Origin of the sequence: Erwinia psychrophila, assembly GCF_039023475.1 — a bacterium.
Lineage (GTDB): Bacteria > Pseudomonadota > Gammaproteobacteria > Enterobacterales > Enterobacteriaceae > Erwinia.
In genome coordinates this window covers 347426-373778 of the sequence record NZ_JBCHVB010000004.1, presented here as the reverse complement: position 1 = coordinate 373778, position 26353 = coordinate 347426, and the positions used below count along the sequence as shown (strand labels likewise).

Annotated in this window: 23 protein-coding genes; 9 read left to right on the top strand and 14 right to left on the bottom strand. The window is 57.2% G+C overall.

What is annotated here, in order from left to right; all coding sequences use genetic code 11:
• The first annotated feature begins 40 nt into the window (after positions 1-40).
• The 3 genes from kdgT (at position 41) to kduD (ending at position 2741) form a co-directional block, all read left to right on the top strand.
• Positions 41-1048: a 2-keto-3-deoxygluconate transporter gene (kdgT, locus tag AAH446_RS12790; RefSeq protein WP_342907057.1), complete on the top strand. Its 1008-nt coding sequence runs from the start codon at positions 41-43 to the stop codon at positions 1046-1048.
• A gap of 74 nt (positions 1049-1122) precedes the next feature.
• A complete protein-coding gene (gene kduI / locus AAH446_RS12785; protein ID WP_342907056.1) occupies positions 1123-1959 on the top strand; it encodes a 5-dehydro-4-deoxy-D-glucuronate isomerase in 837 nt (278 codons plus the stop codon).
• A gap of 20 nt (positions 1960-1979) precedes the next feature.
• Positions 1980-2741: a 2-dehydro-3-deoxy-D-gluconate 5-dehydrogenase KduD gene (gene kduD / locus AAH446_RS12780; RefSeq protein WP_342907055.1), complete on the top strand. Its 762-nt coding sequence runs from the start codon at positions 1980-1982 to the stop codon at positions 2739-2741.
• A 126-nt stretch (positions 2742-2867) separates the two neighbouring features.
• Here kduD and ghrB read toward each other — a convergent pair whose 3' ends face one another.
• The 7 genes from ghrB to AAH446_RS12745 all read right to left on the bottom strand — a co-directional run bounded on the left by ghrB (position 2868) and on the right by AAH446_RS12745 (position 9857).
• The gene (gene ghrB / locus AAH446_RS12775; RefSeq protein WP_342907054.1) at positions 2868-3851 is read right to left on the bottom strand and encodes a glyoxylate/hydroxypyruvate reductase GhrB; all 984 of its coding nucleotides are present in this window, start codon (positions 3849-3851) and stop codon (positions 2868-2870) included.
• Positions 3852-3905: 54 nt separating this feature from the next.
• Entirely contained in the window at positions 3906-5189 is a 1284-nt protein-coding gene (locus AAH446_RS12770) for an MFS transporter (protein WP_342907053.1), read from the bottom strand.
• 112 nt (positions 5190-5301) lie between these two features.
• Complete coding sequence (locus AAH446_RS12765; protein WP_342907052.1) at positions 5302-6255, bottom strand: sugar kinase; 954 nt, start codon at positions 6253-6255, stop codon at positions 5302-5304.
• A 3-nt stretch (positions 6256-6258) separates the two neighbouring features.
• Entirely contained in the window at positions 6259-7008 is a 750-nt protein-coding gene (locus AAH446_RS12760) for a sugar phosphate isomerase/epimerase family protein (RefSeq protein WP_342907051.1), read from the bottom strand.
• A gap of 268 nt (positions 7009-7276) precedes the next feature.
• Entirely contained in the window at positions 7277-8302 is a 1026-nt protein-coding gene (locus AAH446_RS12755) for a LacI family DNA-binding transcriptional regulator (RefSeq protein ID WP_342907050.1), read from the bottom strand.
• A 221-nt stretch (positions 8303-8523) separates the two neighbouring features.
• A complete protein-coding gene (locus AAH446_RS12750) occupies positions 8524-9183 on the bottom strand; it encodes an OmpA family lipoprotein (RefSeq protein WP_342907049.1) in 660 nt (219 codons plus the stop codon).
• Between the two features lie 110 nt (positions 9184-9293).
• Positions 9294-9857 (bottom strand): DNA-3-methyladenine glycosylase I, encoded by a 564-nt coding sequence (locus AAH446_RS12745; protein WP_342907134.1) that lies wholly within the window; start codon positions 9855-9857, stop codon positions 9294-9296.
• Between the two features lie 141 nt (positions 9858-9998).
• Here AAH446_RS12745 and AAH446_RS12740 point away from each other — a divergent pair, with 141 nt between their 5' ends.
• Positions 9999-11990 carry an autotransporter outer membrane beta-barrel domain-containing protein gene (locus AAH446_RS12740; RefSeq protein WP_342907048.1) on the top strand — a complete coding sequence of 664 codons (1992 nt, stop codon included), beginning with the start codon at positions 9999-10001 and terminating at the stop codon, positions 11988-11990.
• Positions 11991-12082: 92 nt separating this feature from the next.
• Here AAH446_RS12740 and torA read toward each other — a convergent pair whose 3' ends face one another.
• The gene (gene torA, locus AAH446_RS12735; RefSeq protein ID WP_342907047.1) at positions 12083-14560 is read right to left on the bottom strand and encodes a trimethylamine-N-oxide reductase TorA; all 2478 of its coding nucleotides are present in this window, start codon (positions 14558-14560) and stop codon (positions 12083-12085) included.
• A complete protein-coding gene (locus AAH446_RS12730) occupies positions 14550-15734 on the bottom strand; it encodes a NapC/NirT family cytochrome c (RefSeq protein ID WP_342907046.1) in 1185 nt (394 codons plus the stop codon). Before AAH446_RS12730 ends, torA begins: the two co-directional genes overlap by 11 nt.
• Positions 15735-16271: 537 nt before the next feature.
• Here AAH446_RS12730 and AAH446_RS12725 point away from each other — a divergent pair.
• From AAH446_RS12725 to AAH446_RS12715, 3 genes are read left to right on the top strand one after another with little or no spacing between them, the layout of a single operon-like run.
• Complete coding sequence (locus AAH446_RS12725; protein ID WP_342907045.1) at positions 16272-16964, top strand: hypothetical protein; 693 nt, start codon at positions 16272-16274, stop codon at positions 16962-16964.
• A gap of 2 nt (positions 16965-16966) precedes the next feature.
• Complete coding sequence (locus AAH446_RS12720; protein WP_342907044.1) at positions 16967-17155, top strand: hypothetical protein; 189 nt, start codon at positions 16967-16969, stop codon at positions 17153-17155.
• A 46-nt stretch (positions 17156-17201) separates the two neighbouring features.
• Positions 17202-17681, top strand: coding sequence for an Hcp family type VI secretion system effector (locus AAH446_RS12715; protein WP_342907043.1), 480 nt, complete (start codon positions 17202-17204; stop codon positions 17679-17681).
• Between the two features lie 121 nt (positions 17682-17802).
• On the opposite strand, the gene AAH446_RS12710 is transcribed toward AAH446_RS12715, so the two are convergent.
• The 5 genes from AAH446_RS12710 to fdnG all read right to left on the bottom strand — a co-directional run bounded on the left by AAH446_RS12710 (position 17803) and on the right by fdnG (position 24032).
• Positions 17803-18417 carry a glutathione S-transferase gene (locus AAH446_RS12710; protein WP_342907042.1) on the bottom strand — a complete coding sequence of 205 codons (615 nt, stop codon included), beginning with the start codon at positions 18415-18417 and terminating at the stop codon, positions 17803-17805.
• A 79-nt stretch (positions 18418-18496) separates the two neighbouring features.
• Positions 18497-19423 carry a formate dehydrogenase accessory protein FdhE gene (gene fdhE / locus AAH446_RS12705; RefSeq protein ID WP_342907041.1) on the bottom strand — a complete coding sequence of 309 codons (927 nt, stop codon included), beginning with the start codon at positions 19421-19423 and terminating at the stop codon, positions 18497-18499.
• Entirely contained in the window at positions 19423-20073 is a 651-nt protein-coding gene (gene fdoI / locus AAH446_RS12700; RefSeq protein ID WP_342907040.1) for a formate dehydrogenase cytochrome b556 subunit, read from the bottom strand. Before fdoI ends, fdhE begins: the two co-directional genes overlap by 1 nt.
• A complete protein-coding gene (gene fdxH / locus AAH446_RS12695) occupies positions 20070-20969 on the bottom strand; it encodes a formate dehydrogenase subunit beta (protein WP_342907039.1) in 900 nt (299 codons plus the stop codon). Before fdxH ends, fdoI begins: the two co-directional genes overlap by 4 nt.
• Before the next feature lie 12 nt (positions 20970-20981).
• Positions 20982-24032, bottom strand: coding sequence for a formate dehydrogenase-N subunit alpha (gene fdnG / locus AAH446_RS12690; RefSeq protein ID WP_342907133.1), 3051 nt, complete (start codon positions 24030-24032; stop codon positions 20982-20984).
• 315 nt (positions 24033-24347) lie between these two features.
• On the opposite strand from fdnG, the gene fdhD reads away from it, so the two are divergent.
• Positions 24348-25169: a formate dehydrogenase accessory sulfurtransferase FdhD gene (gene fdhD, locus AAH446_RS12685; protein ID WP_342907038.1), complete on the top strand. Its 822-nt coding sequence runs from the start codon at positions 24348-24350 to the stop codon at positions 25167-25169.
• Positions 25170-25354: 185 nt separating this feature from the next.
• On the top strand, positions 25355-25972 hold the full coding sequence (gene sodA / locus AAH446_RS12680; RefSeq protein WP_342907037.1) for a superoxide dismutase [Mn]: 618 nt from the start codon (positions 25355-25357) through the stop codon (positions 25970-25972).
• Positions 25973-26353 lie beyond the last annotated feature (381 nt).

Below are 26353 nucleotides of genomic sequence, written 5' to 3'. Positions count from 1 at the left end.
GACGCGCTCGCGCCTGAAACTAACATGAGTGATTATTATTATGAAAATCAAACAGGCTATTGAAAAAATCCCGGGTGGGATGATGCTGGTTCCGCTTTTTATCGGGGCAATTGTCCATACGTTGTCACCCGGCGCAGGAAAATATTTTGGTTCATTCACCAACGGCCTGATGACCGGCACCGTGCCGATTCTGGCGGTCTGGTTCCTCTGCATGGGTGCCTCAATCCAGCTGAAAGCGACCGGCACCGTGCTGCGAAAATCCGGGACGCTGGTTGTCACGAAAATTGCTACTGCATGGATTGTGGCCGCTATTGCCTCCCGGATTATCCCGGAACACGGCGTGGAGGTGGGCTTTTTCGCCGGACTCTCAACCCTGGCGCTGGTCGCTGCGATGGATATGACCAACGGCGGGCTCTATGCTTCCCTGATGCAGCAGTACGGCAGCAAGGAAGAAGCGGGCGCGTTTGTGCTGATGTCCGTGGAGTCTGGCCCGCTGATGACTATGGTGATCCTCGGTACGGCCGGTATCGCCTCCTTTGAGCCGCACGTTTTCCTTGGCGCGATACTGCCGTTCCTGGTGGGCTTTGCGCTGGGTAATCTTGACCCCGACTTGCGCGAGTTTTTCAGCAAAGCTGTCCATACACTGATCCCGTTCTTTGGCTTTGCCCTGGGCAACACCATCAACCTTAATGTCATTCTGGAAACCGGCCTGCTGGGCTGCCTGCTGGGCGTCAGCGTTATCGTGATAACGGGTATCCCGCTGATCATCGCTGATAAACTGATCGGTGGCGGCAATGGTACCGCCGGGATTGCGGCATCAAGTTCAGCCGGCGCGGCGGTTGCGACCCCGGTGCTGATTGCTGAAATGGTACCGGCGTTCAAACCAATGGCACCGGCAGCAACGGCGCTGGTCGCTACGGCGGTGATTGTCACCTCTATAGTGGTGCCGATCCTGACCGCAATGTGGGCAAAACGTTTTTCTCCTCACGCCCCTGTTGAAGAAGTAAAAGAAAAACCTGTCATTCTTGGCAACGTGAAACCGTCCTGAAGCGGCTGTACTGCCGGTTAACCGTTCACCTGGCGACGTGTTTCTGCCGTCGCCTATAAACAAAAGGTAATCCCATGCAAGTTCGTCAAAGTATTCATAGCGACCACGCAAAACAGCTCGATACCGCAGGCCTGCGCCGCGAGTTCCTGATCGAAACGATTTTTGAAGCTGACCGCTACACCATGACCTACAGCCATATCGATCGCATTGTGATCGGCGGTGTGATGCCGGTCAGCCAGACGGTTGCCCTGGCAGGCGATGTGGGGAAAGCCTTCGGCGTCAGCTACTTCCTTGAGCGTCGTGAACTGGGCGTTATCAATATCGGTGGGCCTGGCACCATCACCGTTGATGGTCAGTGTTATGAAGTGGGGAATAAAGAAGCGCTTTATGTCGGTAAGGGAGCCAGAGAAGTGGTGTTCGCCAGCAGCGATGCGCAGAAACCGGCGAAGTTCTACTACAACAGCGCGCCTGCCCACACTACCTATCCGACGACCCTGGTCACTAAGGATCAGGTTTCGCCACAGACGTTAGGCAGCGCCGAAACCAGTAACCTGCGCACCATTAATAAATATCTGGTGCCGGACGTGCTGACTACCTGCCAGCTGACGATGGGCCTGACCGAGCTGGCAGAAGGCAATCTGTGGAACACCATGCCGTGCCATACGCACGATCGGCGCATGGAAGTTTACTTCTACTTCAATATGGATGACGAAACGGCCGTATTCCATATGATGGGCCAGCCGCAGGAAACCCGCCATCTGCTGGTGCATAACGAGCAGGCGGTGATTTCACCAAGCTGGTCAATTCACTGCGGCGTGGGGACTAAAAACTATACCTTTATCTGGGGCATGGTGGGTGAAAACCAGGTCTTTGATGATATGGATCATGTCAAAGTCAGCGACCTTCGCTAAGACATTTCAGGAGGAATTCCATGATTTCACAAGCTTTCAATTTGGAAGGTAAGATCGCGCTGGTGACCGGCTGTGATACCGGGCTGGGGCAGGGAATGGCCGTAGGTCTGGCGGAAGCGGGCTGCGATATCGTTGGTATTAACATCGTTGAGCCGACGGACACCATTGAGCGCGTGACCGCGCTGGGCCGCCGCTTTCTCAGTCTGACCGCCGATATGAGCGATATCAGCGGCTTTGCCGGTCTGCTGGAGCGGGCCGTCGCGGAATATGGCAAGATCGATATCCTGGTCAATAACGCCGGCATCATTCGTCGCGAAGATGCGATTTCATTCAGTGAAAAAGACTGGGACGACGTGATGAACCTGAACATCAAGTCGGTCTTCTTTATGTCACAGACGGTAGCAAAGCAGTTTCTGAAGCAGGGAACGGGCGGCAAAATCATCAATATTGCCTCGATGCTCTCTTATCAGGGCGGCATCCGCGTCCCTTCCTACACCGCCTCGAAAAGTGCGGTGATGGGCGTCACCCGCCTGCTGGCGAACGAATGGGCGCAGCACGGCATTAACGTTAACGCCATTGCGCCAGGCTATATGGCGACCAATAACACCCAGCAGATACGGGCGGATGAAGCGCGCAGCGCGGCGATCCTGGAACGCATCCCGGCGGGGCGCTGGGGATTACCGGAAGATCTGAAAGGCCCGGCGGTCTTTCTGGCTTCGCCCGCCGCAGATTACATCAATGGCTATACGCTGGCGGTGGATGGCGGCTGGCTGGCGCGCTAGCCCGGCCATAAACGAAAAAGCCTGAGCCCGCATCAGTTGCGGGCCCAGGCAGGATTAAGCCACGGGGCGATAAAGTGGATCCTATAACGGGGTGCTTTGTCACCCCGTGGCTTTTTTATGGATCGGTCAGCGCTGCGACTTCGCTATCTGCGGGTTGACGCAGTTTTTCTCAATCTTGCCGGTCAGGGCCGCAATCAGGTTATCCACCGCATCTTTTGCCATACCGTAGCGGGTTTCATGCGTGGCGGAGCCAATATGCGGAAGTGCCACGACATTCGCCATGCCCAGCAGCGGTGAATCGACCGGTAACGGCTCCTGCTCGAAAACGTCGAGGCCTGCCGCATAAATCGTTCCGTCGTTAAGCGCCTCAATCAGCGCCTGCTCATCGATCACCGGCCCGCGTCCGGCATTTATCAGCACCGCGCTGGGCTTCATTTTCGCCAGCTGCTCACGACCGATCATGTGGTGGGTCTGTTCGGTCAGCGGCAGGCTGATGCAGAGAAAATCTGACTCTCTGAGCAGCGTATCCAGATCGCAATACTGCGCGTCAAAACGCTCTTCCGCCTCATCATGATGCTTACGGGCGTTATAGAGAATGGGCATGCTGAAGCCGAGATGCGCACGCTGGGCGAGCGCCAGCCCGATGCGGCCCATGCCGAGGATCCCCAGCTTTTTATGGTGGACGTCAATACCGAACCAGTCGGGGCCAATGCTGCCCTGCCATTCCCCCTGCTTCACGCGTCCGGCCACTTCAACCACGCGCCGGGCGGATGAAAGCACCAGCGCCATCATGGTATCGGCCACCGTTTCGGTCAGAACGGTTGGCGTATGCATCAGCACCACGCCGCGCGCGTTCAGCGCCTCCACGTCAAAGTTATCGTAGCCGACGGAAACGGTGGAGGCCGCGCGCAAGTTTGGCGCTTTTTCCAGAAACTCCGCATCCACTTTGCCACCGGAGCCGAGGATCCCTTCCGCCTGACGGAAGGCGTCGGCATGCTGAGCGACCGTTTCCGGCGACAGCCCGGCAATTTCCGTCACGTTAAAATGGTCATCCAGCGTTGAGCGGAGATCGTCCGGTAACGACTTATAGAGCACTACTGAGGGTTTCATTCATCTCTCCCTTTGAAAATGAGGAAACGGGCCCGCTGGCCCGTTTATGCAAAGTCAGGCGTGCTTAGCGCCATGCGGCACCGGAGGCTGTTTGTTATCGGCCGGCTTGACGATCAGCGTCAGGCAGACGGAAATCAGCAGCGAGGCGGCCATAAAAATATAGGAAGCGGAAGGGCTGCCGGTGGCACCGTTCAGATAACCTACCACCCATGAGCCGAGGAATGAACCCAGCGCCCCCATCGAGTTGATTAACGCCATCGCGCCGCCGGCCACATTGCGGGGCAGCATTTCCGGGATGATGGCGAAGAACGGACCATATGGCGCGTACATGGCTGCACCGGCAATCACCAGCAGGGTGAACGAAAGCCAGAAATTATCGGCGCCCACCAGCCAGGAACCCAGGAAGGCCAGCGCGCCTACCAGCAGCAGCGGCCAGACAAAGAGTTTGCGATTCTGGAGCTTATCGGAAGCCCAGGAGACCACGAGCATAGCGATGGTAGCCGCCAGATAAGGCACCGCAGAGAGCCAGCCCGCCTGCACCATACCCATCTCCATCCCGTTACGCAGAATAGAGGGCAGCCAGAGCACGAAGCCGTAGACCCCGATGCTCCAGGTGAAATATTGCATACACAGCAGGATCACATTGCGGGATTTAAAGGCCTCGCCATAGTTACGTACGGCTTTAATGCCTTCTTGCTCTTTCTGTAGCTGCGCCTGCAGGTCCGCTTTCTCCTGATTGCTGAGCCATTTGGCCTGGGACGGCTTATCCTGCACCAGGAACCACCAGGCTACCGCCCAGATCACCGCCGGGAACCCTTCGATGATAAACATTTCACGCCAGCCGTAGGCCTCGATCAGGTAGCCCGAGACAACTGACATCCACAATACTGTCACCGGATTACCGAGGATCAGGAAGGTGTTCGCCCGCGAGCGTTCGGATTTGGTAAACCAGTTGCTGATGTAGATCAGCATCGCCGGCATCACGGCAGCTTCGACCACGCCGAGTACGAAGCGGATCGCGGCCAGCATCGGGATGTTGGAAACCATGCCGGTCAGCGAGGCGCATATCCCCCAGAGGATCAGACAGACAAATACCAGTTTTTTAACGCTGCGGCGTTCGGCGTAAATCGCGCCGGGGATCTGAAAAAAGAAGTAGCCAAGAAAGAACAGGGCGCCCAACAGCGAGGACATGCCTCTGGTGATCCCCAAATCTTCATTGATTCCGGCCGCCGAGGCGAAGCTGAAATTCGCCCTGTCCAGATACGCCAGGCTGTAAGTGATAAACACGATGGGCATGATGTACCACCAGCGTTTTGGCGCGATTGTATGCTTTTTCATAGTCGATCCTCTGTTTTGAGGGCACCGCAGGCTGCGCTGAGCACCCGGCTGTAACAGCGAGGCGCCTCACGCGCAGTGAGGTTTATTTTAAGGGTACGTGTTGAGATCGCTTTTATTCATCGCCCAGCTCAGCGCGCGTCGGAAGCCCTTCGCTGTCGCCGATGACCTGAATGGCCAGTGAGCCAATTTTGTTGCCGCGCTTAATCGCCTGCGGCAGCGTTTTGCCTTCCAGTAGCGCACTGATCACGCCAACAGCAAAGCCGTCGCCAGCGCCAACGGTATCGACCACATTCTCGGTTTTGATCGCCGCAACCTGGCCCTTCTCACCGCCGGATGTCTTGTACCAGGCGCCGTCGCAGCCCGTTTTTATGATGACGGCTTTCACGCCCTTATCCAGGTAGAAATCAGCAATGGCCTCCGGCTGGTCGTAGCCGGTCAGGATTTTTCCCTCGCTGATGCCGGGCAGCACCCAGTCGGCATAGCCCGCCAGTAAATTGAGCTGCTTCGCCATCTCGCGCTCGCTGGGCCAGAGCACCGGGCGCAGATTGGGATCGAAAGAGATGCTTTTTCCCATCTGCTTCATTTCCTGCGCCGCGTGCTTTGACAGCGCCAGCGAAGAAGCGGAGATCGCCGCTGAGACGCCGCTCAGATGAAGGTGTCTGGCCGTGCCGAAATAGTCGCGGTTAAAATCGTCGGGCGACAGATGGCTGGCTGCCGATCCTTTGCGGAAATACTCCACCAGCGGATCGGAACCATCTTCCACCTTCGACTTGAGCTGAAAGCCGGTCGGGTAACGGTCATCCACGATCACCTGCTGATGATCGACGCCCTCTTTTTCCAGCTGCTGGCAGGTAAAGCGGCCAAACGAATCGTCTCCCACGCGGCTGACCCAACCCACCTTCAGGCCGAGCCTGGCGAGACCGATAGCGACGTTCAGCTCGGCACCGGCGATGCGTTTAACAAAGTGTTCGGCGGCGGCAAGATCGCCCGTCTCGCTGGCGACAAACATCGCCATCGCCTCGCCAATCGTGACCGCATCCAGCGTTCCGTTTTCCTTGATGGTCATGGTTTACTCCTCCCGCAACAGGTCAACGTAATGGCGTGTGACAGCGACCAGATCGTCACCTTCCAGCGGAAACTCAATGCCGCGCGGCACGTCCGGGGGAAGAAGATCTAAGGTTTCACGCCACAGGCTGTCAGCCTCATCCAGCGCGACGGCCCGCCAGCTGTCACCCTGTGACACAGCGGCCTTAACGTGGATATAGCTGACGGCAGGGCTAAGTTGTTCAGCGGCATCGAGAGGGTTATCACCCACCCAGAGCCAGTTACCCATATCGAAGGTCACGCCGCAGCCGCTCTGCGCTTCGCCACCTTCCTCAAGATAGGCCTTCATCACGGACAGCCTGCCTGACGCCGTCTGGTCGTTTTCCACCACGAGTTGAACGGCGTGGGAAGCCAGACTGTTACGCAGGCTGGTGAAATCGAAGCCGCGACGATAGTTACCCAACGCATATTTTAGACGCTGGGCGTTGAGTTGCGTCGCTTCTGCCAGATGGCGCGACAGCGCCGGGTTGACCAGGCCCTGCTCGTTAAACAAGGCTTCCGGTACGGAGTAGTACGCCACCAGATTTGCGGCGGTGATGGCCTGGCCCAGCCCGGAGAGGCTTTGCAACTCCTCATCGCTGAACAGCTCACGGCGTATTTCCACCCCTTCAGCACCGGCAGCGGCGATCACCGGCACAACGGCCTGCTGGCCGCCCAGGGCCTTAATCCGATCGCGACCATAGGCCGCCGTTACCACAATCACATCTCTTTTCATCTGCTTCTCCCGGCGTTACCCGCCACTGCGTGCTAAAAACGGTAGATGGAACCGGTTCCAAAGCAAAGGAGCAGAGTCTGGTTTTATGATCGCGCTCACGATGTAAACAATTAGTGGCAAGGGGAGTTCTGAAAAATGATGGCGGCCAGACGGGCTTAAAAGGGTGGTGAAGTGCGGGAAGAATGATTGTGAAAGGATATAACGTGTAAGGGTGGCCCGCTTCTTGTCAGGCCGGGAACAGCCGTTACGCAGGCCTGCGCTATTCTCCCTACTGCCCAAATATCGTCGATTTTCTGACGATCAGCTCGCCGGAATAGACCTGTTCCTGGGGCGGCGTGTCGTCACCCTCAATGCGTTTAATGACCTGTTCCAGCGCAGAATAACCAATTTGCCAGGTGGGCTGTTTCAGCGTGGTGATGCCAACGCCCGCCAGTTCTGACCAGGCGAGTTCGTCAAAGCCCAGTAGGCCGAGATCGCCTCCCCAGCTCAGCCCCAGACGCCGCAGTGAACGCGCCACCTGTAGCGTCAGTGCGCCGTTAACCACCAGAACCGCGCAGCGCTGGCCGGCATTGCGCTGCACGTAATCTTTTAAAACCGCATCAAGCCTGGCCGGATCGTTAATCGCCACTTCAGCCTGCTCCGCCACATGTCCGGGGTGCTGCGCCATAATGGAGTAAAAGGCGTCCAGTCTTTCATGACGCGTATTCACCAGCCCCAGCGGTTCGGTCACAAACAGGATGGCGTGAAACGCCTGCTCAATAAGGTGCTGCGTCACCTGAACGGCCGCTTCCCGGTTATTCAGCCCCACGACGTCACAGCTGAAGTCAGGAATTTTACGATCAATCAGCACCATCGGCAGCAGCGACTGCTGGAGATGGCTCAGCGCCTCTTCACGCATGCCGACCGCGTTCACCACGATCCCCTCGACCTGATAACTGCTCAGCAGATTCAGATAATGCTGCTCCTGATCCACTTCGTTATTGGTATTGCACATCAGCAGGGTAAAGCCCCTGGCCCGGCAGGCAGCCTCAATACCGCTCATCACTTCAACCGAATAGGGATTAGTGATATCGGCGATAATCAGCCCTATCAGCCGGGTGCGGCCACGCTTCAGCCCCCGCGCCATCTGGCTGGGGCGATAGTCCAGCTCGGCAATGGCCGTCTCAATCCGCTGCCTGAGGCTTGCGGAAAGGACGTGCTGCTCACCGTTCAGAAAGCGCGATACGCTGGTTTTCCCGGTGTTTGCAGCTTTAGCGACATCGCTGATGGTGGCGCGTGTGGCCTTGCGGTTCATAGCGATCCTTGAACATTAACGGAAGAGAAAGCGTAGCCTCAGCTATCGCTGGTCCTGTTTCTGAGCGTAACCCGGATTCAGGAACCGGAGGGGGTCATCATAAAACATAAGTGGCGTCGCGCCCATCTCTCTTACCCGGGCGACTATCTGGCAGGCAGTTAACAAGCTAAGCGGGCGGAGAGAGGCTGCCGGGCCAGCAGGTGACCCGGCAGAAAAGCAGGTTACAGCGGGCTGAGGGTAATTTCCACGCGGCGGTTCTGCGCTTTACCGGCTTCCGTGCTGTTAGTGGCAATCGGATTATCCGGGCCCATGCCGCCGGTACGGATGCGGTTAGCGGCGACGCCCTGGGCGATCAGCGCGCTGCCCACGCTGTCGGCACGCTGCTGGGAGAGATTCATATTCAGCTGGCGCGTCCCGGTGCTGTCGGTATAGCCGGTGATATTCACCGCGGTTTTCGGATACTCTTTCAGGACCATGGCCACGCCGGTCAGCGTGTTCGCGCCGGCAGCCTTGAGCGTGCTGCTGCTGCTGTCGAAGGTCACATTGCTTGGCATATTCAGAATGATGTTATCGCCCTGACGGGTAACGCTGACGCCGGTCCCGCGCATTTTATCGCGCAGCTTCGCTTCCTGAACGTCCATATAATAGCCCGCACTGCCGCCGAGCGCAGCACCAGCCGCGGCGCCAATCAGCGCGCCTTTACCGCGATCTTTTTTCGAGGAGGAAAGCACGCCAACGCCAGCGCCCAGCGCGGCGCCAAGGCCTGCACCGATGCCAGATTTTCCAGCTTCACGTTCGCCAGTGTAAGGATTAGTCGTACAGCCTGCCAGGGCAACAGTACCGCTCAGAACCAGAGCGAGGGCAACGGAGCTCATTTTCATGGGTTATTTCTCTCAAATAAAACAGTGGGCATACATGCCGCATAAAGGTGAATTATGCCCGTGCATTGTGAGGAAATAACGTTCTAAAAGTCTGAAATTGTAAAGATAAGCTACTTTATATTGTCAGCATGGCAAAAACAGCCGGTCGTATGGTCAATAATCAGACCGCATGCCTGCATAAATGAGTAACAGGTGGTCGTACCAACAAATTTAAAACCGCGCTTCTTCAGCGCCTTTGAAAGGGCGTCGGAAACGGGGCTGAAGGTCGGCGCGGTCCGGTAATCCGCAAAGCGGTGGCGCTGGGGCGTATGGTCGACAAATGCCCAGAGAAAGGCGCTGAAGGACTCACCCCCGGCCTCCATCGCCAGCAGTGCCTGCGCATTGGCAATAACGGCGGCGATTTTCCCCCGGTGGCGAATAATACCGCTGTCCAGCATCAGTCGCTCCACGTCGGTCTCGCCCATTTTCGCCACAGTCTGCGGATCAAACTGATGAAAGGCGCGACGATAGTTTTCCCGCTTCTTCAGCACCGTGAGCCATGACAGCCCTGCCATCTGGCCTTCCAGGCAGAGCATTTCAAAAAGCGTACGAGTATCAGTGACCGGAACGCCCCACTCTTCATCATGATAAGCCAGATAGATTGGATCCTGCGTTACCCAGCCGCAGCGCTGCACCATAATGTATCTCCATCAAATTTGTGTAAAAAACCACCGGGTGGCGCTTGACGTTATCTCCGGCCAGGCAATAGTTAATCTGTTGCTGAAATTAACAATACAAATATTAAGTCTTACTTGCGCTCTTTTCCGGAGTTCTCCATGTCAAAGAAACGCATAACGCGCCGTGTGGCCTTTGGGGCGGCGTGGATCGCCTGCTCGCTTTGTGCCGTCGCCCCCGCCGCTGGCTGGGAGCGACTCTACGTATTTGGCGACAGCCTGAGCGACAGCGGCAATAACGGCCGCTACACCTGGGATAGTAACAGGAATCCGCTTTACGACGAGGTGCTGGCCGCCAGAATCAATCAGTCGCTTCGCCCGTCAGAGGCTGGCGGCACCAATTATGCGGCGGGGAATGCGGTGGCCGTTCCGCAGCTTAATCCTGTCGATAACAGTGCCGATCAGGTTGCCGCCTGGCTCAGGGCGAACGGCGGAAAGGCCGAGGCCGACGGGCTTTATATCCACTGGATTGGCGGTAACGATCTGGCCGCCGCCGCGCTTAATCCGCTGAACGCGGATCGGATAGTGAGCGGCAGCGCTTTTGCCGCCGCCAGCCAGGTCAGGGCGCTGCTGTCGGCGGGCGCGAATACGGTCATTGTGCCGACTGTACCGAACGTGGGGGCGACGCCAGCGCTGCTTGAGGCGGTAATACAGATTGGGCTGGCGCCGGTTGCCACTCCGGCGCTGGCCGCCGCGTTCCGGTCCCTGAGCGGGCAGACTACGTTCACGCCAGAGGCCAGGAACAGCGCTATCCGTGAAGCGCTGTACGCCGCTGCGGGCGAACTCACCAGCGTGGAAGCGCTGCGGCAGGTGGCAACTGCACAGCTTTATCAGGCCTGGCAGGTGCTCAGCGAGCAGGCGGCGGCGCTGACCGATCGCTATAACCAGCAGGAGGAAAACGGGCTGGCGCAGCTCCGCGGCAATATCGTGCGCGTGGACGTCAACGGGCTGTTCAGCGAGGTGTTAAGCGATCCGGCCCGCTACGGGCTGACGAACACGGCGGGCATGGCTTGTCCTCCCGGCGTTTCTGCCGCCGACTGCACCTCGGCGATGCCCGGCTTCTCCAGCAGTCAGGACTATCTGTTTGCCGATCGGCTGCATCCAGGGCCCGCGACGCATTTGCTGATTGCCGACTATATCCAGTCAGTGCTGGACGCGCCCGCGCAGGCGGTGGCGCTGAATCAGGCCACGCTGGCGATGTCGCGGGATGCGAGAGCGACGCTCGACAGCCGCCTCCAGCAGCAGCGCCATGGGGATAACCCTCAGGGCTCGCTCAGCGTTTACGGAGGCTACGCCGGGCAGCACTATGACTATGCGGATAACCTGGCGGCGGGCGAGGGCAACGCCACCACCCACAATCTGACGCTGGGCGTGGATTACCAGCTCACCGACGACTGGCTGGTGGGCGCGCTGATTTCCGGCTCTGACGACAGCCAGCATCCCACGCCGCGCTACGACTATAAAATGCGCGGCTGGCTGGCCTCAGCCTACAGCGAACTGACGATTTTCGATCACGGCTGGATCAACGCCGACGTCCAGTTCGCCTCGGTTAACTATGACGACATCAGGCGCAGCGTGGTGCTGGGCCCGGCGACCCGTACCGAGAATGGCGACACGGAAGGCACTCAGGTGGGCGGCCGTATGGCTGCGGGCTGGGATATTCCGCTTGGGTCGCGGTTAACAACGGGGCCGGTGGTGCAGTATGCGCTGGATTACAGCTCGGTAAAGGGTTATCAGGAGCAGGGCAGCAGCAGTACCGCGATGCGCTTTGACGATCAGAATGCCCATTCCCAGATTGGTACAGCGGGCTGGCGGGTGGATTCCCGGTTCGGCTGGGTCAACCCCTGGGCGGAAGTCAGCTATAACCACCAGTTTGGTGATAACGTCTGGCGGGCAGGAGGCGGGCTGAAATCCACGCAGACCTCCTTCACGCGGGAGGTGGCCGGACAGGACAGTGACTGGATGAACGTCTCGGTTGGCGCGCATGTTCCCCTCGGAGAGTCGGTGGCGGCCTTTGCGTCAGCCTCACAAACCGGCGGTCTGAGTTCCGGGGAGCAGTTCATGTATAACCTGGGCATCAGCGCGCAGTTCTGACCGGCGTTAGTCAGGCAAAACCGGCGGCATGAACGTCATTTTCCATTTCCATGCCGCCGTCAACGCACACCGTGAGCGTTTACCCGGCGGGTTCAGGCCGCGCCGGGCGGAACGGCATGCGCGCTGTTCGCCGGTGCCTCTCCCCGGTATCGTTCAATATCGAGCTGAGCCATATGACCACAGTTTCCCTGCGCCAGCTGCGAAGAGCCGATATCAAAGGTCAGGCAGTTAACGTTGCCATTTTTGCACAGCGTGCCGGGCTGGGCGGGGTCGGAGGGGTCGTACCATGCGCCTTCGCTGATGCGCACCACGCCGGGCCGGATATCCTCAGTGACCACCGCGCCCACCAGGATCTGTCCCCGATCGTTAAAGGCCCTGACCAGATCGCCTGAGCGAATACCTCTGGCCTCAGCATCACGCGAGTTAATTAAAATAGCCTCACGATCGCTGACCGCGTATTTCTTCCGCAACGGGGTGTTATCCAGCTGGGAATGCAGGCGGTTAACCGGATGCGCGGTGTTCAGTGAAAGCGGGTATTTTTTCGCAATTTCGCTGCCGTGCCACTCCACGGGCGGCAACCATCCCGGCAGGCCGGGACAGTCCTGATAATGCATCTTCGCCACGTGCTGCGAAAATATCTCAATTTTACCGCTCGGTGTGCCCAGCGAATTCAGCAGCGGATCGGCACGAAAATCGGCAAAGCGTACCCAGTCACGATTCTCTGGCGGCACCGGGAAGCGGATGTAGTTATTGGACTGCCAGAATTTATCGAACGGGGGCAGAGGGATGCCAGCGTGCCTGGCCTGCAATTTCATATTGTCATACAGCGACTTCAGCCACAGCATCTCATCCCGGCCCTCTGAGAAGCCCTGCGCCACACCCAGCCGGGTCGCGATCGCCAGGAAAATATCATAATCGTTGCGTGCCTCATGCTGCGGCGCAACGCACTGATGCATGGGAAAAACGTAGCGCTGCGAATAGTCGCCGCCCATATCCATATCGTTCCGCTCATAGCTGGTGGTGCAGGGCAGGACGATATCTGCGTGTTTCGCGGTGGCGGTCCAGTAAGGCTCCTGTACGACGATGGTTTCAGGATGTTGCCAGGCCTTGAGGAGATTATTGGTGTCCTGATGATGGTGGAACGGGTTTCCGCCCGCCACATAGACCATTTTTACGTCAGGGTAGGTTATCTCCCTGCCGTTAAAGGCGATGGTTTTGCCAGGATTCGCCAGGCACTCGGCAATGCGCGCCACCGGGATCGGCTGAGGCGCGTTCGCTGGCGCTTCTCCCGCGCTGATCCCGGACAGGATCCCGCCCCGGGCCGCCGGACTGCCGCCGGAGGAGTAGTGATAGCTGAAGCCAAACCCGCCGCCCGGCAGCCCAATCTGCCCAATCATGGCGGCGAGCGTCACCAGCAGCCAGTGCGGCTGCTCGCCGTGGTGCTGACGCTGCAACCCCCAGCCGGCCATAATCATCGTCCTCTGCCCGGCCATATCGCGCGCAAGTTTGCGCAGCGTTTCCGCCTCCACGCCGCACACCGCGCTGGCCCAGTCGGCGGTTTTCGCCGTGCCGTCATCTTTCCCGAGCAGGTAATCGCGGAACTTATCGAAGCCGGTGGTATAGCGCTTCAGAAAGGCTTCGTCGTGCAGCTTCTCGGTCAACAGGGTGTGGGCGATCCCCAGGATCATCGCGGCATCCGTATAGGCTTTCGGCGCAATCCATTCAGCCTTGAGTGCTTTTGCACCCGGGTTACAGACCGGGTCGATAGTGATAACGCGCGTTCCTTTTTCCGCCAGCGCCGCGAAGCCCGCCAGACCAACGTGATCGGGCACGTTCCAGCTATTTTTAAGCGTGGTGTGGGGATTACATCCCCATAAAATCACCAGTTCGGTATGAGCGATCACGTCAGGCCAGGTGGTTTGCTGTTCGTAAACCTCCATGGAGCCCATCACATGCGACATGATGACCTGCGCCGCACCGGTGGAGTAGTCGCCGCTGTAGCTGAGGTAGCCGCCGGTCAGGTTCATCAGCCTTCCCAGCAGCGCCCGGCAGTTATGCAGCATGCCGGTACTCTTCCAGCCATAAGAGCCGGCATAAATTGAGGCTGGGCCGAAGTCGGCCTGTAAACGCGCGATCTGCTGACTGACCAGTTTGATCGCGTCATCCCAGCTGACCCTGATCCACTCATCGCGTCCGCGAAGCTCAGTGCGGCTGCCAGGCCCGTTCTCCAGCCAGCTTTTGCGCACCATGGGATAGCGGATGCGGTTAGCGGCATGAACCTGCCACGGCGCCATTTCAATCAGCTCATTAGGGGCAGGATCGTCCGCCACCGGCTGAACGGCAACCATGCGCCCCTGTTCAACAATGGCCTCAAAAGCGCCCCAGTGTGCCGCAGTAAGGATCCCCCTCCGGGCCGGGCGGAGCGCACTGAAGAGCGGCATCGCCTGGCTGACGGCCTGGGCGATCGCCGATTTGGCATAAAGCAGATCGAGCGTGCTGGCGGCCAGCAGGGCACTCCCTGCCTGTAAAAAACGACGGCGCGACAGCGCTGAGAAGGCGCTATTTTTCATCTTCATTTCCTTCTGAAGCGGGGAGGCCAGAGGTCATATCGCTGGCGTGATGCTGGACGTACTGCGTCAGCACGCGGAGCTGTTCTTTATCAAGCGAGGTGCGTGGCGCCATCCCTTTCATCACTCCCGTCCACTGATTAGCCGTAAAGTGATCAAGCGCGGTCAGCCCGTGGCAGCCGGTGCAGTTTGCGGTCATCAGACCGGAAGCGTACTGCCAGATTTTCTCGCGATCGGCAATCAGCGAGCCGGAGGGCAGCCAGATTTGAAGCGAAACCTTGTGCCAGACCGTGCCGGTCTGGCTGTCCGTTTGCGTCGCCAGCGTCTGGATATGGCTGATGGCCTCCTCGCTCAGGATCGCGCTGATAATTCGCTTTCCGGGCGCCCCATAGATGAAGGTCGGTACGCCATCCTGCTGCCAGCCCTCCAGGCGGGCTTCAAGCTTCTCCTGCTGGTGGTTAAGAATGGCGATCCCGGTTGCGGGAAACAGCGTGCCGCCGGCCGCATCCGCCGCAGTGCCCAGCGTAAAAGACTGAGTGTGGGTCGCGTAAAGCGTGCCAGAGGTGGCGTTGGTGGCCGCGGCAATTGTCGCCAGCTGGCTGGCCCCGGAGGCGTTATGCTCACGCATATCCGGCAGGATATGCGCAACGCCGCGGTGGCAGTCAATGCAGGTATCACCCGCCTTGATGGCGACGGGATGGGCCTTACGGGCTTCCGGCTGCTGGGCCAGAATATCCATCGCGTCAAAGCTGTGGCAGCTTCGGCAGGTGGCCGAGTCGTTGGCCTTCATACCTTTCCAGACCGATTCCGCCATCGCCAGCTTGTGCGCGTTATATTGCTCTTCAGTGGCGATTTTGCCGGTAACTTCGCCGTAAATATCCTTTACTGCGCCAATTTTGGTTGCCAGGTAGTCAAGAGGCTGGCCGGGAATGTGGCAGTCTGCGCATTCGGCACGGATACCGGCATGATTCTGATAGTGAATACTGCCCTGATACTCCGCCATTGGCCTTTCCATGCTGTGGCAGGAGACGCAGAAGGCGGTGTCACTGGTTTTATGCAGGGCGGTAACGCTACCCGCCACGACAAGCAGAGCGATTGTCATGCCCAGTAATATCAGTGCTATCCCGCGCCATCCCCGGAGCCACCTGAACCGGCCCCCTTTTTTAAGTGAGTCCATAACTGCTCCTGTAATCCCGTTTTTCATTCTTCTTATAAAATGCACCCCCTTATCCCACACAATGCGAAAGGTTTTTTTGTGGTTAATCAATATGGGGGTGATAGCTGCTACCAAAGGAGTAAAAAGGCGAAGCGCGTCGGACGGGCAAGTGTTCTAAGGGAGGGCAACGCTTAGTGGAGCGGAAAGGCACGCTGAGGATATATTCAGATGAGTTTTATCGTCTGGATATTCCACATACAGATTTACGCTAATCGAGTTACTGCGTTTATTAAAGCGAAGACGTTAAACGCCGCGTGGAACTGACGTAATATGAAGAGTAAAAGGAGCTTTGTCTGTTACGCATACAAAATATTTCCAGTAGTTACGATGCCTGCTTTTAACGTATCGGATAATTAACTATGCGCTCGTGCTGGAAGGGGGTAAATATGATGCGATCAATTTTAAAATTTAGAAAAATAACAGGATTATGTGCCTTTTATGTTTGAGGTTACGAAGATATGATGAGAGTGAAGGAATAGTCATTAGCACGGAGCCGCTATGTACTACAGCAGGGAAGTCATAACTTATTTCCAGTCCAATAATATCCTCGCGCTAAAGCTCGACCACGCCTTGTTGGGCGTCGGAGAGGCCGTATCGGATCAAATTTCTATAATAGAAGCAGGTGCAAAACGCGCGCTGTATTACACCTCCTGCTTTACCGATGAATATCAGGACGTTTGCCAGCAGCAAAAAAGCGAAGACATTCGATTCGCTAAAAGCATTTACCATGTTTTAAGACATGAAGATATTGTGTTTGAAATGCTTAAAACTTATTTCGAAAAAATATTCAAATACAAGACATCCGATCAAATAGAGCAAATTAAACAAATGCTTATGGCTGTGAATATCCATATTGCCGCAAACTACCTCACAAATGCTGGATTCACTTTAGCAGCAGCATCGTCCGTTGCACTCGGCATGAATCTGAATCTTGAAATCAGCGCACTGGCAGGCGGATGGGCTTCAAGGGGAATCGCGACGGCTGGCATCTATGGCGTCGTTCAGAAAGCGGCAGATAGTGCACATCGCCTTAACTTCACCTACCCGGCTTACTACTCTGCGTTATACGCTCAAGAGCTGGAAATGATGTACTTCCTGGTAGAGCCACTGTTTGAGCGGGCCAGGGCGTTTAAAGCCGGGTGGGCATCGGAGAGGGATATTGCAGACATCATCGCCAGGATGATTCGATAACCATGATAAATTTGATCAAACGATTTTTTAAGAGAGTGTTCAAATCATTATTTTCGATGTACGGCCCCGCATTACTAACGCTTTTATTCGCAGTCGTCCTGGTACAAATTTTTCCTGATGGCCCTTTATGGCCTGTGCCTGTATTTCTCGTATTCATGCTGGTTATTTTTGGTCGCTACGTGAAATGGTAACTGTCTGCACTTGATATTGTCTGGAATTCATTTATAAGGAAATACCATGTCAACACCCGCACATTTATGGCTTGAAGATGAAAACGGCTCGCCGGTTATTGGCGGTTGCTTAATGCCGCTACGTTCAGGTTCTGTCGAATTAAAATCCTTTTCCCACGGCGTAACCATTCCCGTTGACCCTAACTGGGGGAAACTCACAGGCACGCGTATTCACCGTCCTGTCGTTATCGTGAAAGAATTCGACCAGACCTCGCCCGTTCTGTATCGCGCCGTTTGCGAAGGTCGCACAATGAAAAAGGCCACGATCAAAATGTATCGCATCCTTGAATCCGGTATTGAGGCTGAATATTTCAATATCATGCTGGAAAACGTCAAAATCACCACGGTTTCGCCCTACCTTGCCCCCAGCGGTTTGAGCAGCACGCATCTGGAAACGCTGGAAATGCGTTATGAGGCGATCGTCTGGAAGTACACGGAAGGGAACGTTATCTACCGCGATACGTGGAACGATCGCGCGACGGGATAACGCCTTTTCTGACCGGCGGCAAAAGCCTCTGAACCTTCCGTCAGTGCCGGGAAAGGGTGAGTCACAGACGTGAATCAGACAGGCCGCCCACAGGCGGGGAGCGGCCATTCATCGCCGGAGGTCAGGACTCAGGCTGCGGGGGCATGGTCCGGGCAAAACTTTCACGGGCAAACATCTTTTCCGCCAGCCTGACCAGCGCCGGACGTTCCACGCACCAGTTTGGTACGACGCGACGAAAGTTCAGGAAGCCGATCAGGCAGGCGGTGGCGATATCGGCCAGGTTAAGGGTGTCGCTGTTCAGCACCGTTCCCTGCGCCGCCTCTTTTTCCAGCGCGTCCAGCCCGCGCAAAATTTTCTCGCGCTGGCGAATAATCTGCTCTTCCATCTGCAGCTCCGGCGGACGCATGCTTTCACGCACCAGGATCACAGCGGCGTCGCCGATGCCGTCAGCCAGCGCCTCAAGCTGAAGCACTTTCAGCGCGGTCAGCTTATCCTCCGGTAGAAGGGCGGGCGCCCAGTTCTCCAGTTCAAGCCTGGCGGCAATGATATGGGATTCATACCAGGTGCCGTCTGGCATCACCAGCGCCGGGATTTTACCCAGCGGGTTATGGTGGGGAACCTGGCTGTCGTGGGTCCAGGGCGATTCGTTGATGAACTCGAACGCCTGGCCCTTTTCGAGCAGGATCACCGAGATTTTACGTACGAAGGGACTGGTATAGCTGCCGACTAATTTCATGCCACTTTCTCCCCTGCAGGCCGGTAGCGCCGGCCTGCTGCAATCGTGTAAGGCGGAGTGCCTCCGCCATGTTACGGGTTTATTCGCCCGGAAACAGGAAAGGATTCAGGCTGCTGCGGGAAAATCCCTCCTGCTCCATGCGGGCATCCAGCACCAGCGAAGCCAGGTCGTCAGCGACCGGCTCCACCGCCGGGTCCTTCTCCTGATAGAACATTTTCAGGTAGGTGCCGCAGTCGCCGCAGCTTTCCGCCTTGATGGGGGAGGTTTCGCTATCCAGCGACCAGTAGTGTAAATCCCGGGTCTGTTCACAGTTACTGCACTTTGCCCGCACGACGTGCCACTCGCTTTCACACAGGTTACAGTGCAGATAGCGTAAGCCGCCATTCTCCATCCCCATGTGGATCACGCTGGAAACCGGCACGCTGCCGCAAACCGGGCAGAACTGACGCTGTTCGCCATATTCAGCGCGGGCCTTGCCGGGGATCAGCGCCGCCATTTGCGCCCAGTAAACCGAGAGCGCAGCCCAGATAAAGGGCGATTTATCGCTGCTGACCTGGGCAAAGTCGTTGTTAAACAGCGCTTCTGCCATCGCCTCCAGCTCCGGTGCCGAGGCCTTCTCCAGATTCTCCAGCACCGCCAGCGCCTGTCCGGACATCTCCGGCTTCATTTCAGCTATCAGGGAGTGCAGTAGCCGCTGCCAGTGCGGATCGCGCGGTAGCGTATGAATATCGAGCGGAGGCTTGCCGAGGCGGGCGGTTTCCACCAGACGGGCGTAGAGATCCATCTGCAACGGGTGATCGTAGAGCACGATCTCCTGGGCGCTGGCGACCACGGCGGCAAAGCGCAGGTAGTCACCCAACGGGTTTTTGTCGGCCAGCTGCCGCAGCCTGGCGGCGCGGCGACTGTATAAATTTTTCAGTCTGGGGAAAAGTAACGGCGGAATCATCTCCGCCGTTGTTTTGTCGCTTTTCTCCAGCTGTTCCTGCGGGATTATGCGAATACTCATCAGGGGCGTTTTTCCTGTTGTGTCGGGCGGCTCTGCTGTTCGCGAACGGCACGATACCAGCGCGGATGGTGCTTTTTCGCCCACGCGGCCGGCACCCAGCCCTCCACCATCGCGGTAATGGTTCCTTTCACCCACAGCGCTGCGTAGATGTGGACCATGATGACAATGATTAAGGCCACCGCCGAAACGGAGTGCACAACCAGCGCAAAACGAATAACCGGGATGGCAAAAGCATCGGCAAACCAGGGGCGCCAGATAACAATGCCGCTAGCCAGCAACAGCACTAAGCTGAAGATAGCAGCCCAGAATACGCACTTCTGTCCGAAATTATAGCGCCCGGTGTCGCCTACTTCCTCGTTCAGGGCAATTTTATGGATATTCTTTGCCCAGATGAGATCCTCGCGGTCTGGCAGGTTGTGCTGCCAGTAGCGGAAAAACATCCGCAGAAAGGCGACGAACATGACCACGCCCACGAAAGGATGAAGCAGGCGGGCCAGCTGCGGCGTGCCCAGCACGTTCATCAGCCAGTTCAGTGAAGGGAAGAAAAACCCCAGCCCGCTGAGGGCGGCAAACGTAAAGCAGAGTGCCACAATCCAGTGGTTGATGCGCTCAGGCGCGCTGTAGCGTTGAATACGATCGCCCTTTTTCATTTCTCTTCCTCCTTTCCGTGCTGCGCATTTTCCTCTTCCTCATCCACGCGGTTTGGCCCGACCCCAACGTAATGGAACAGGCTGGCGGCGAAGGTCGCGGCAAAGCCCACCGCGGCCAGCGGTTTCCAGATCCCTTTCCAGAAGGTCACCGCCGGACTGATAGCCGGATCTTCCGGCAGGCCGTGATAGAGCTGTGGTTTGTCCGCATGATGCAGAACGTACATAACGTGTGTGCCGCCAACGCCCTGCGGATCGTACAGCCCCGCATGGTCATAACCCCGGCTTTTCAGTTCGCCAATGCGTTCTGCCGCCAGCTGCTTCATATCCTCCTTGCTGCCAAAGTGAATGGCGCCGGTGGGGCAGGTTTTAACGCAGGCCGGTTCCTGACCGACGCGAACGCGATCCACGCAGAGCGTACATTTGTAGGCGCGGTTATCCTCTTTGCTGAGTCGGGGAACGTTGAAGGGACAGCCCGCGATGCAGTAGCCGCAGCCGATGCAGTGCTCAGACTGAAAATCGACGATGCCGTTGGCGTACTGGATGATAGCGCCCTCCGCCGGACAGGCCTTCAGGCAGCCCGGGTCGGCACAGTGCATACAGCCATCCTTACGGATAAGCCATTCCAGCCTGCCATTCTCTTCCACCTCTGAGAAACGCATTACCGTCCAGGACTTAGCGGTCAGATCGATCGGATTGTCGTAAACCCCGACGTTGTGTCCCACCTCATCCCTGATGTCGTTCCACTCCGAACAGGCCACCTGGCAGCCTTTGCAGCCGATGCAGGTGGTCACGTCGATAAGCTTCGCCACCTCCTGCTGATGGTTCCGCGCCTGAGGGGCGGGCGTGAAGCCGTTTGTCGCGGAGCGACGGATAATGTCTTGTGATTGATAAGTCATAATCGCTCTCCGTTACACCTTTTCCAGGTTAACCAGAAACGCCTTGAACTCCGGCGTCTGCGCATTGGCATCCCCTACCGACGGGGAGAGGGTATTGGCCAGGAAGCCTTTACGCGCTGCGCCTTCAAATCCCCAGTGGCAGGGGATGCCGATGGTATCCACCGCTTTGCCATCAATGGTGAGGCGTTTCAGCCGCCTGGTGACCACCGCCTTCGCTTTGATATAGCCACGCTGTGAGCTGACCTTCACGCTGTCACCTGCCTGAATGCCTTTCTCTTCGGCCAGCTGACTGCCGATCTCGACAAACTGCTCCGGCTGGGCAATCGCGTTCAGCAGGGCGTGCTTGGTCCAGTGACGGAACAGCTCGGTAATGGAGTAAGTGGTAGCGACATACGGAAAATCGTCGGCACGGCCCAGGGCGGCAGCATCGCGCTTGTAGAGTCGCGCCGCCGGGCTGTAGACCGTTTCCGGATGCAGCGGGTTCGTGCCAGTCGGGCTTTCGGAAGGCTCGTAATGTTCCGGGAAAGGCCCATCGGCCATTTTGTCCGGCACGTAAAGATGGCCCAGCCCGTCAGGCAGCATAATAAACGGGCCAACCTGTTTCTCCGGCGGCGTGGTCACAGGATAATCGGGGACGTCGATCCCTTCCCAGCGCTGACCGTTCCACTCAATCAGCTTGCGCTTCGCGTCCCAGGCTTTGCCCTGCGGATCGGCGGAGGCGCGGTTATACATAATGCGGCGGTTGAGCGGCCAGGCCCACGCCCAGTTATTGATCGCCCCTAATCCTGACGGATCGGCATTATCACGACGCGCCATCTGGTTACCCGCCGCCGTCCAGCTGCCGGCATAAATCCAGCAGGCGCTGGCGGTGCTGCCATCATCGCGAAGCTGGGCGAAAGAGCTGAGCTGCTCGCCTTTTTTCAGCAGGAGTTTGCCCTGTTCGTCAAAGATATCGGTCAGCGCGCTGCCGTTATTCTCGCGGGCGACCTCTTCCGGCGCGGGTGAGCCGGGATCGCTGTAATTCCACTGCATCGCCAGTAAAGGTTCCGGAGCGGTGCCGCCTTCCTGACGGTAAAGTTCGCGCAGGCGCAGGAAGAGGCTTCCCAGGATTTTACCATCGTGCATCGCCTCGCCGGGCGGCGTGGCGGCGGCCCAGTGCCACTGTAAACAGCGGGCGGAGTTGGCGACCGAGCCTTCCTCTTCGGCGAAGCAGGAAGAAGGAAGTCGGAATACTTCGGTCTGGATCGTAGCCGGATCAACATCGTTGAATTCGCCATGATTCTGCCAGAAGCTGGCGGTTTCAGTACTAAGCGGATCGATCACCACCATATACTTCAGTTTTGAAAACGCGCGGAACGCTTTATTCTTGTCGGGGAAGGCGGCAAGCGGGTTGAAACCCTGGATGAGGTAACCGTTAAATTTCCCCTCAACCATCATTTCCGCCTGAGTCAGACAATCGTACATTTTGTCCCACTTGGGCAACCAGTCAAAGCCCCAGCTGTTCTCCTTCTGCGCATTATCGCCATAGAAGCTTTTCAGCAGGCTGACGGCAAACTTAGAAGTGTTCTGCCAGTAGTTCACCTGATCAGGCAGCAGCATGGCGGGCGTGGTCTGTTGCAGCCAGGTCTCAAGAGTGGTCTGCTTTTCTGAAGGCAGCGACAGATAGCCCGGCAGGCTCTGCGACAGCAGCCCCAGATCGGTAAAGCCCTGCACGTTTGAGTGACCGCGCAGCGCATTGATGCCACCACCGATCATGCCGATGTTACCCAGAAGCAACTGTACGATAGCGGCGGTGCGGATAATCTGCGCGCCGTTCGTGTGATGCGTCCAGCCCAGCGCATAGAGAATAGATGTTGTCCGGTCGGGCGTGCTGGTAGAAGCAAGGTGCTGACAAACGTTCAGGAAGTCATCTTTCGCGGTGCCGCAAATCCGGCTGACCATCTCTGGCGTATAGCGGCTGGCGTGCGACTTGAGTAAATTCCAGACGCAGCGGGGATGGATCAGCGTTTCGTCGCGTCGCGCATAGCCCTGTTCGTCCCGTTCATATTGCCAGCCTGTTTTATCGTAGGCGCGCGTTTCCTTATCGTAGCCGCTGAACAGACCTTCGCTGAAACTGTACCCTTCGCCGACGATCAGCGTGGCGTTGGTGTATGCCTTCACATATTCATGCTGCACACGGTCGTGTTCCAGCAGGTAATTCACTATGCCCATCAGAAAAGCGGCATCGCTGCCGGCACGGATCGGCGCATAGAAATCCGCCGTAGAGGCTGAGCGGTTAAAGCGCGGATCGACCACCAGGATTTTTGCCCGGTTGTGCTTTTTCGCCTCCATTACCCACTTAAAGCCCACCGGATGCGCTTCCGCCGGGTTGCTGCCCATTATCAGGATCACATTGGCGTTTTTAATGTCGGTCCAGTTATTGGTCATCGCCCCGCGGCCAAAGCTGGGTGCCAGACCCGCCACGGTAGAGCCATGGCAGAGTCTCGCCTGGTTTTCGAGCGCCAGCATTCCCAGCGCGCGGGCAAATTTCTGATCGAGCAGGCCGGTTTCGTTGCTGGCCGCCGAGGAGCAGAGCATCCCGGTCGTTAACCAGCGGTTGACCGTAGTGCCCTGGGCGTTTTTCTGCTGAAAGTGAGCATCGCGGTCATCTTTCATCAGGCGGGCGATGCGGGTAAAAGCCTCATCCCAGCTGATGCGCTGCCATTTATCCGAGCCGGGCGCGCGGTATTCCGGATACTTCAGCCGCTGCTCACTGTGGATAAAATCGAGCACGCCTGCGCCTTTCGGGCAGAGGGAGCCCCGGCTCACTGGATGGTCCGGGTCGCCTTCGATATGGTAAATTGAGGAGGTCACATTTTTTGCGCCGTCGCCGAGGCTGTAAATCAACATGCCGCAGCCGACAGAGCAGTAGGTACAGTTATTGCGGGTCTCTTTGCTGCGTAATAATTTATATTCACGGGTCGATGCTGAAGCAGTCAGGGGGGTAAAACCCAGTAAGGCCAGAGAAGTTCCGGCCATGCCGCCTGCACAGATCTTAAAAAAACCACGTCTGTTCATTTGCATTGTTTTGCTCACATTCCGTTCCTGGAACCGCGCAAAATAGCAGCCTGCCGCCGCTCAGATTTGACAGCCATCAATAAACAGGGATTTAGTCATCAACTTTTTAACAATTTAACCACTTCGGAGTAGCCTTTAACGGACATGACGTTACATAACGGCAGCGGCGTGCCGCAGCAGCGCAAAACGGACGACGCCTGAGCAGGGACAATTTCTTTTGCGGTGAGCCGGACAGAGGTTCAGAATTGCGGCAATGTATTCAGGCCGGGTTAAAGCGATCTGAGATTTTCCCGGCGCGGTGTGAACGGATGGTTACAAATAATGAAAAGCGGTGATGAAAACAGAGAGATAATCCAGGGGTTAAGCCGGGCGCAGGTGACGCAGCGGGGGGCGCTGGACGAACTTCAGGATGACTGGCTGGCGGAAGAGGTGCCGATAGCCCTGGTCTATAACGGCATTTCCCACGTGGTGATGATGGCGACGCCGAAAGATCTGGAGGCGTTTGCCATCGGTTTTTCACTCTCTGAAGGAATCATCGCTTCGCCAGCCGATATTTACGGGATCGACATTCAGCCCTCCTGCGGCGGCATTGAGGTGCAGGTGGAGCTTTCCAGCCGCCGCTTTATGGGCCTGAAGGAGCAGCGACGCGCCATGGCCGGCCGTACCGGCTGCGGCGTCTGCGGCGTTGAGCAGCTTGCTGAAATCGGCAAGCCAATTGCGCCGCTGCCCTTTACCCAGACCTTCGATCTGGCAACGCTGGATATTGCCCTTAACCAGTTAAAAAGCTTTCAGCCGGTGGGGCAGATGACCGGCTGCACCCATGCCGCGGCATGGATAACGCCTGAAGGTACGCTGGCTGGCGGCTGCGAGGATGTGGGCCGGCATGTGGCGCTGGATAAACTGCTGGGCCTGAGAAGCGGTCAGCCTGGCTGGCAGCAGGGCGCGGTACTGGTCTCCAGCCGGGCGAGCTATGAGATGGTGCAGAAATCCGCCATGTGCGGCGTGGAAATCCTGTTTGCCGTCTCCGCCGCCACGCAGCTGGCGGTCGAGGTGGCCCGACGCAGTAATCTGACTTTAGTCGGGTTCAGCAAACCCGGTCGCGCCACGGTTTACACGCATCCTCAGCGGCTGATCTCCTCGTAAATCATTGAGTCATCATCCCACGGGTAAAAAGCATTTTGCCTTTTCCCTGCGGGTCTGTAATAAAACCTTATAAAGGTCGGGGCATTGATAACCCTTTTCCGGATCGTTTATTTAACTATAATGATCCGACTGCTTACGTGGCGCTAACAGATTGCGCCGCCCAACATTAAATGGAGATGATGAACATGAGTTATTCACTACCATCCCTGCCTTACGCATATGACGCACTGGAACCCCATTTCGACAAGCAGACGATGGAAATCCATCACACCAAACACCACCAGACCTACGTCAACAACGCTAACGCTGCGCTGGAAGGCACCGAGTTCGCCGACCTGCCGGTTGATGAGCTGATCGCTAAACTGGATCAGGTTCCTGCTGACAAAAAAACCGTGCTGCGCAATAACGCCGGTGGTCACTCTAACCACAGCTTCTTCTGGGAAGGCCTGAAAACCGGCACCACCCTGAGCGGCGATCTGAAAGCGGCTATCGAGAAAGATTTCGGCAGCGTTGACGCGTTCAAGGCAGAATTTGAAAAAGCGGCGGCAACCCGTTTCGGCTCAGGCTGGGCGTGGCTGGTCAAAAAAGGCGACAAGCTGGCCGTGGTCTCTACCGCGAACCAGGACAGCCCGCTGATGGGCGAGGCGATCTCCGGCGCATCCGGTACGCCAATTATCGGCCTGGACGTGTGGGAACACGCTTACTACCTGAAATACCAGAACAAACGCCCTGACTACATCAAAGCGTTCTGGGAAGTGGTTAACTGGGATAAAGCAGCAGAGCTTTTCTCCGCAGCGAAATAAACCCCGCGTGATATCACGATGCTAAGCCGGCGATATTTCGCCGGTTTTTTTATGCCTGAAGCGCAAGGCCGCAAGTTGGCGCGCTTTCTCTGTGCTGTTGTCTTAGCCGCGCGCTCACCGTTGTGCCACTCGCTGCCACGCCACGCCCTCCGCTTTATCATGGCTTATTCCCCGTCAACCCCTATGAAATGCTGTCCGTTTTGTTTCTTCCCGGTGTTTCTGCTGGGTAGCGTCTTCAAGGCAGCGATAACCGCTTAAGTGTCTGGATGTCTGGATGGCTAATGTCGTTCTGTGGTAGCTTATAGCCTTTCGTTCGTTGTCCGCCGTCCCGACGGCTGATAAATGCGGCAATACGGCCCTTCACCGTTCAGAGAGTTTCAC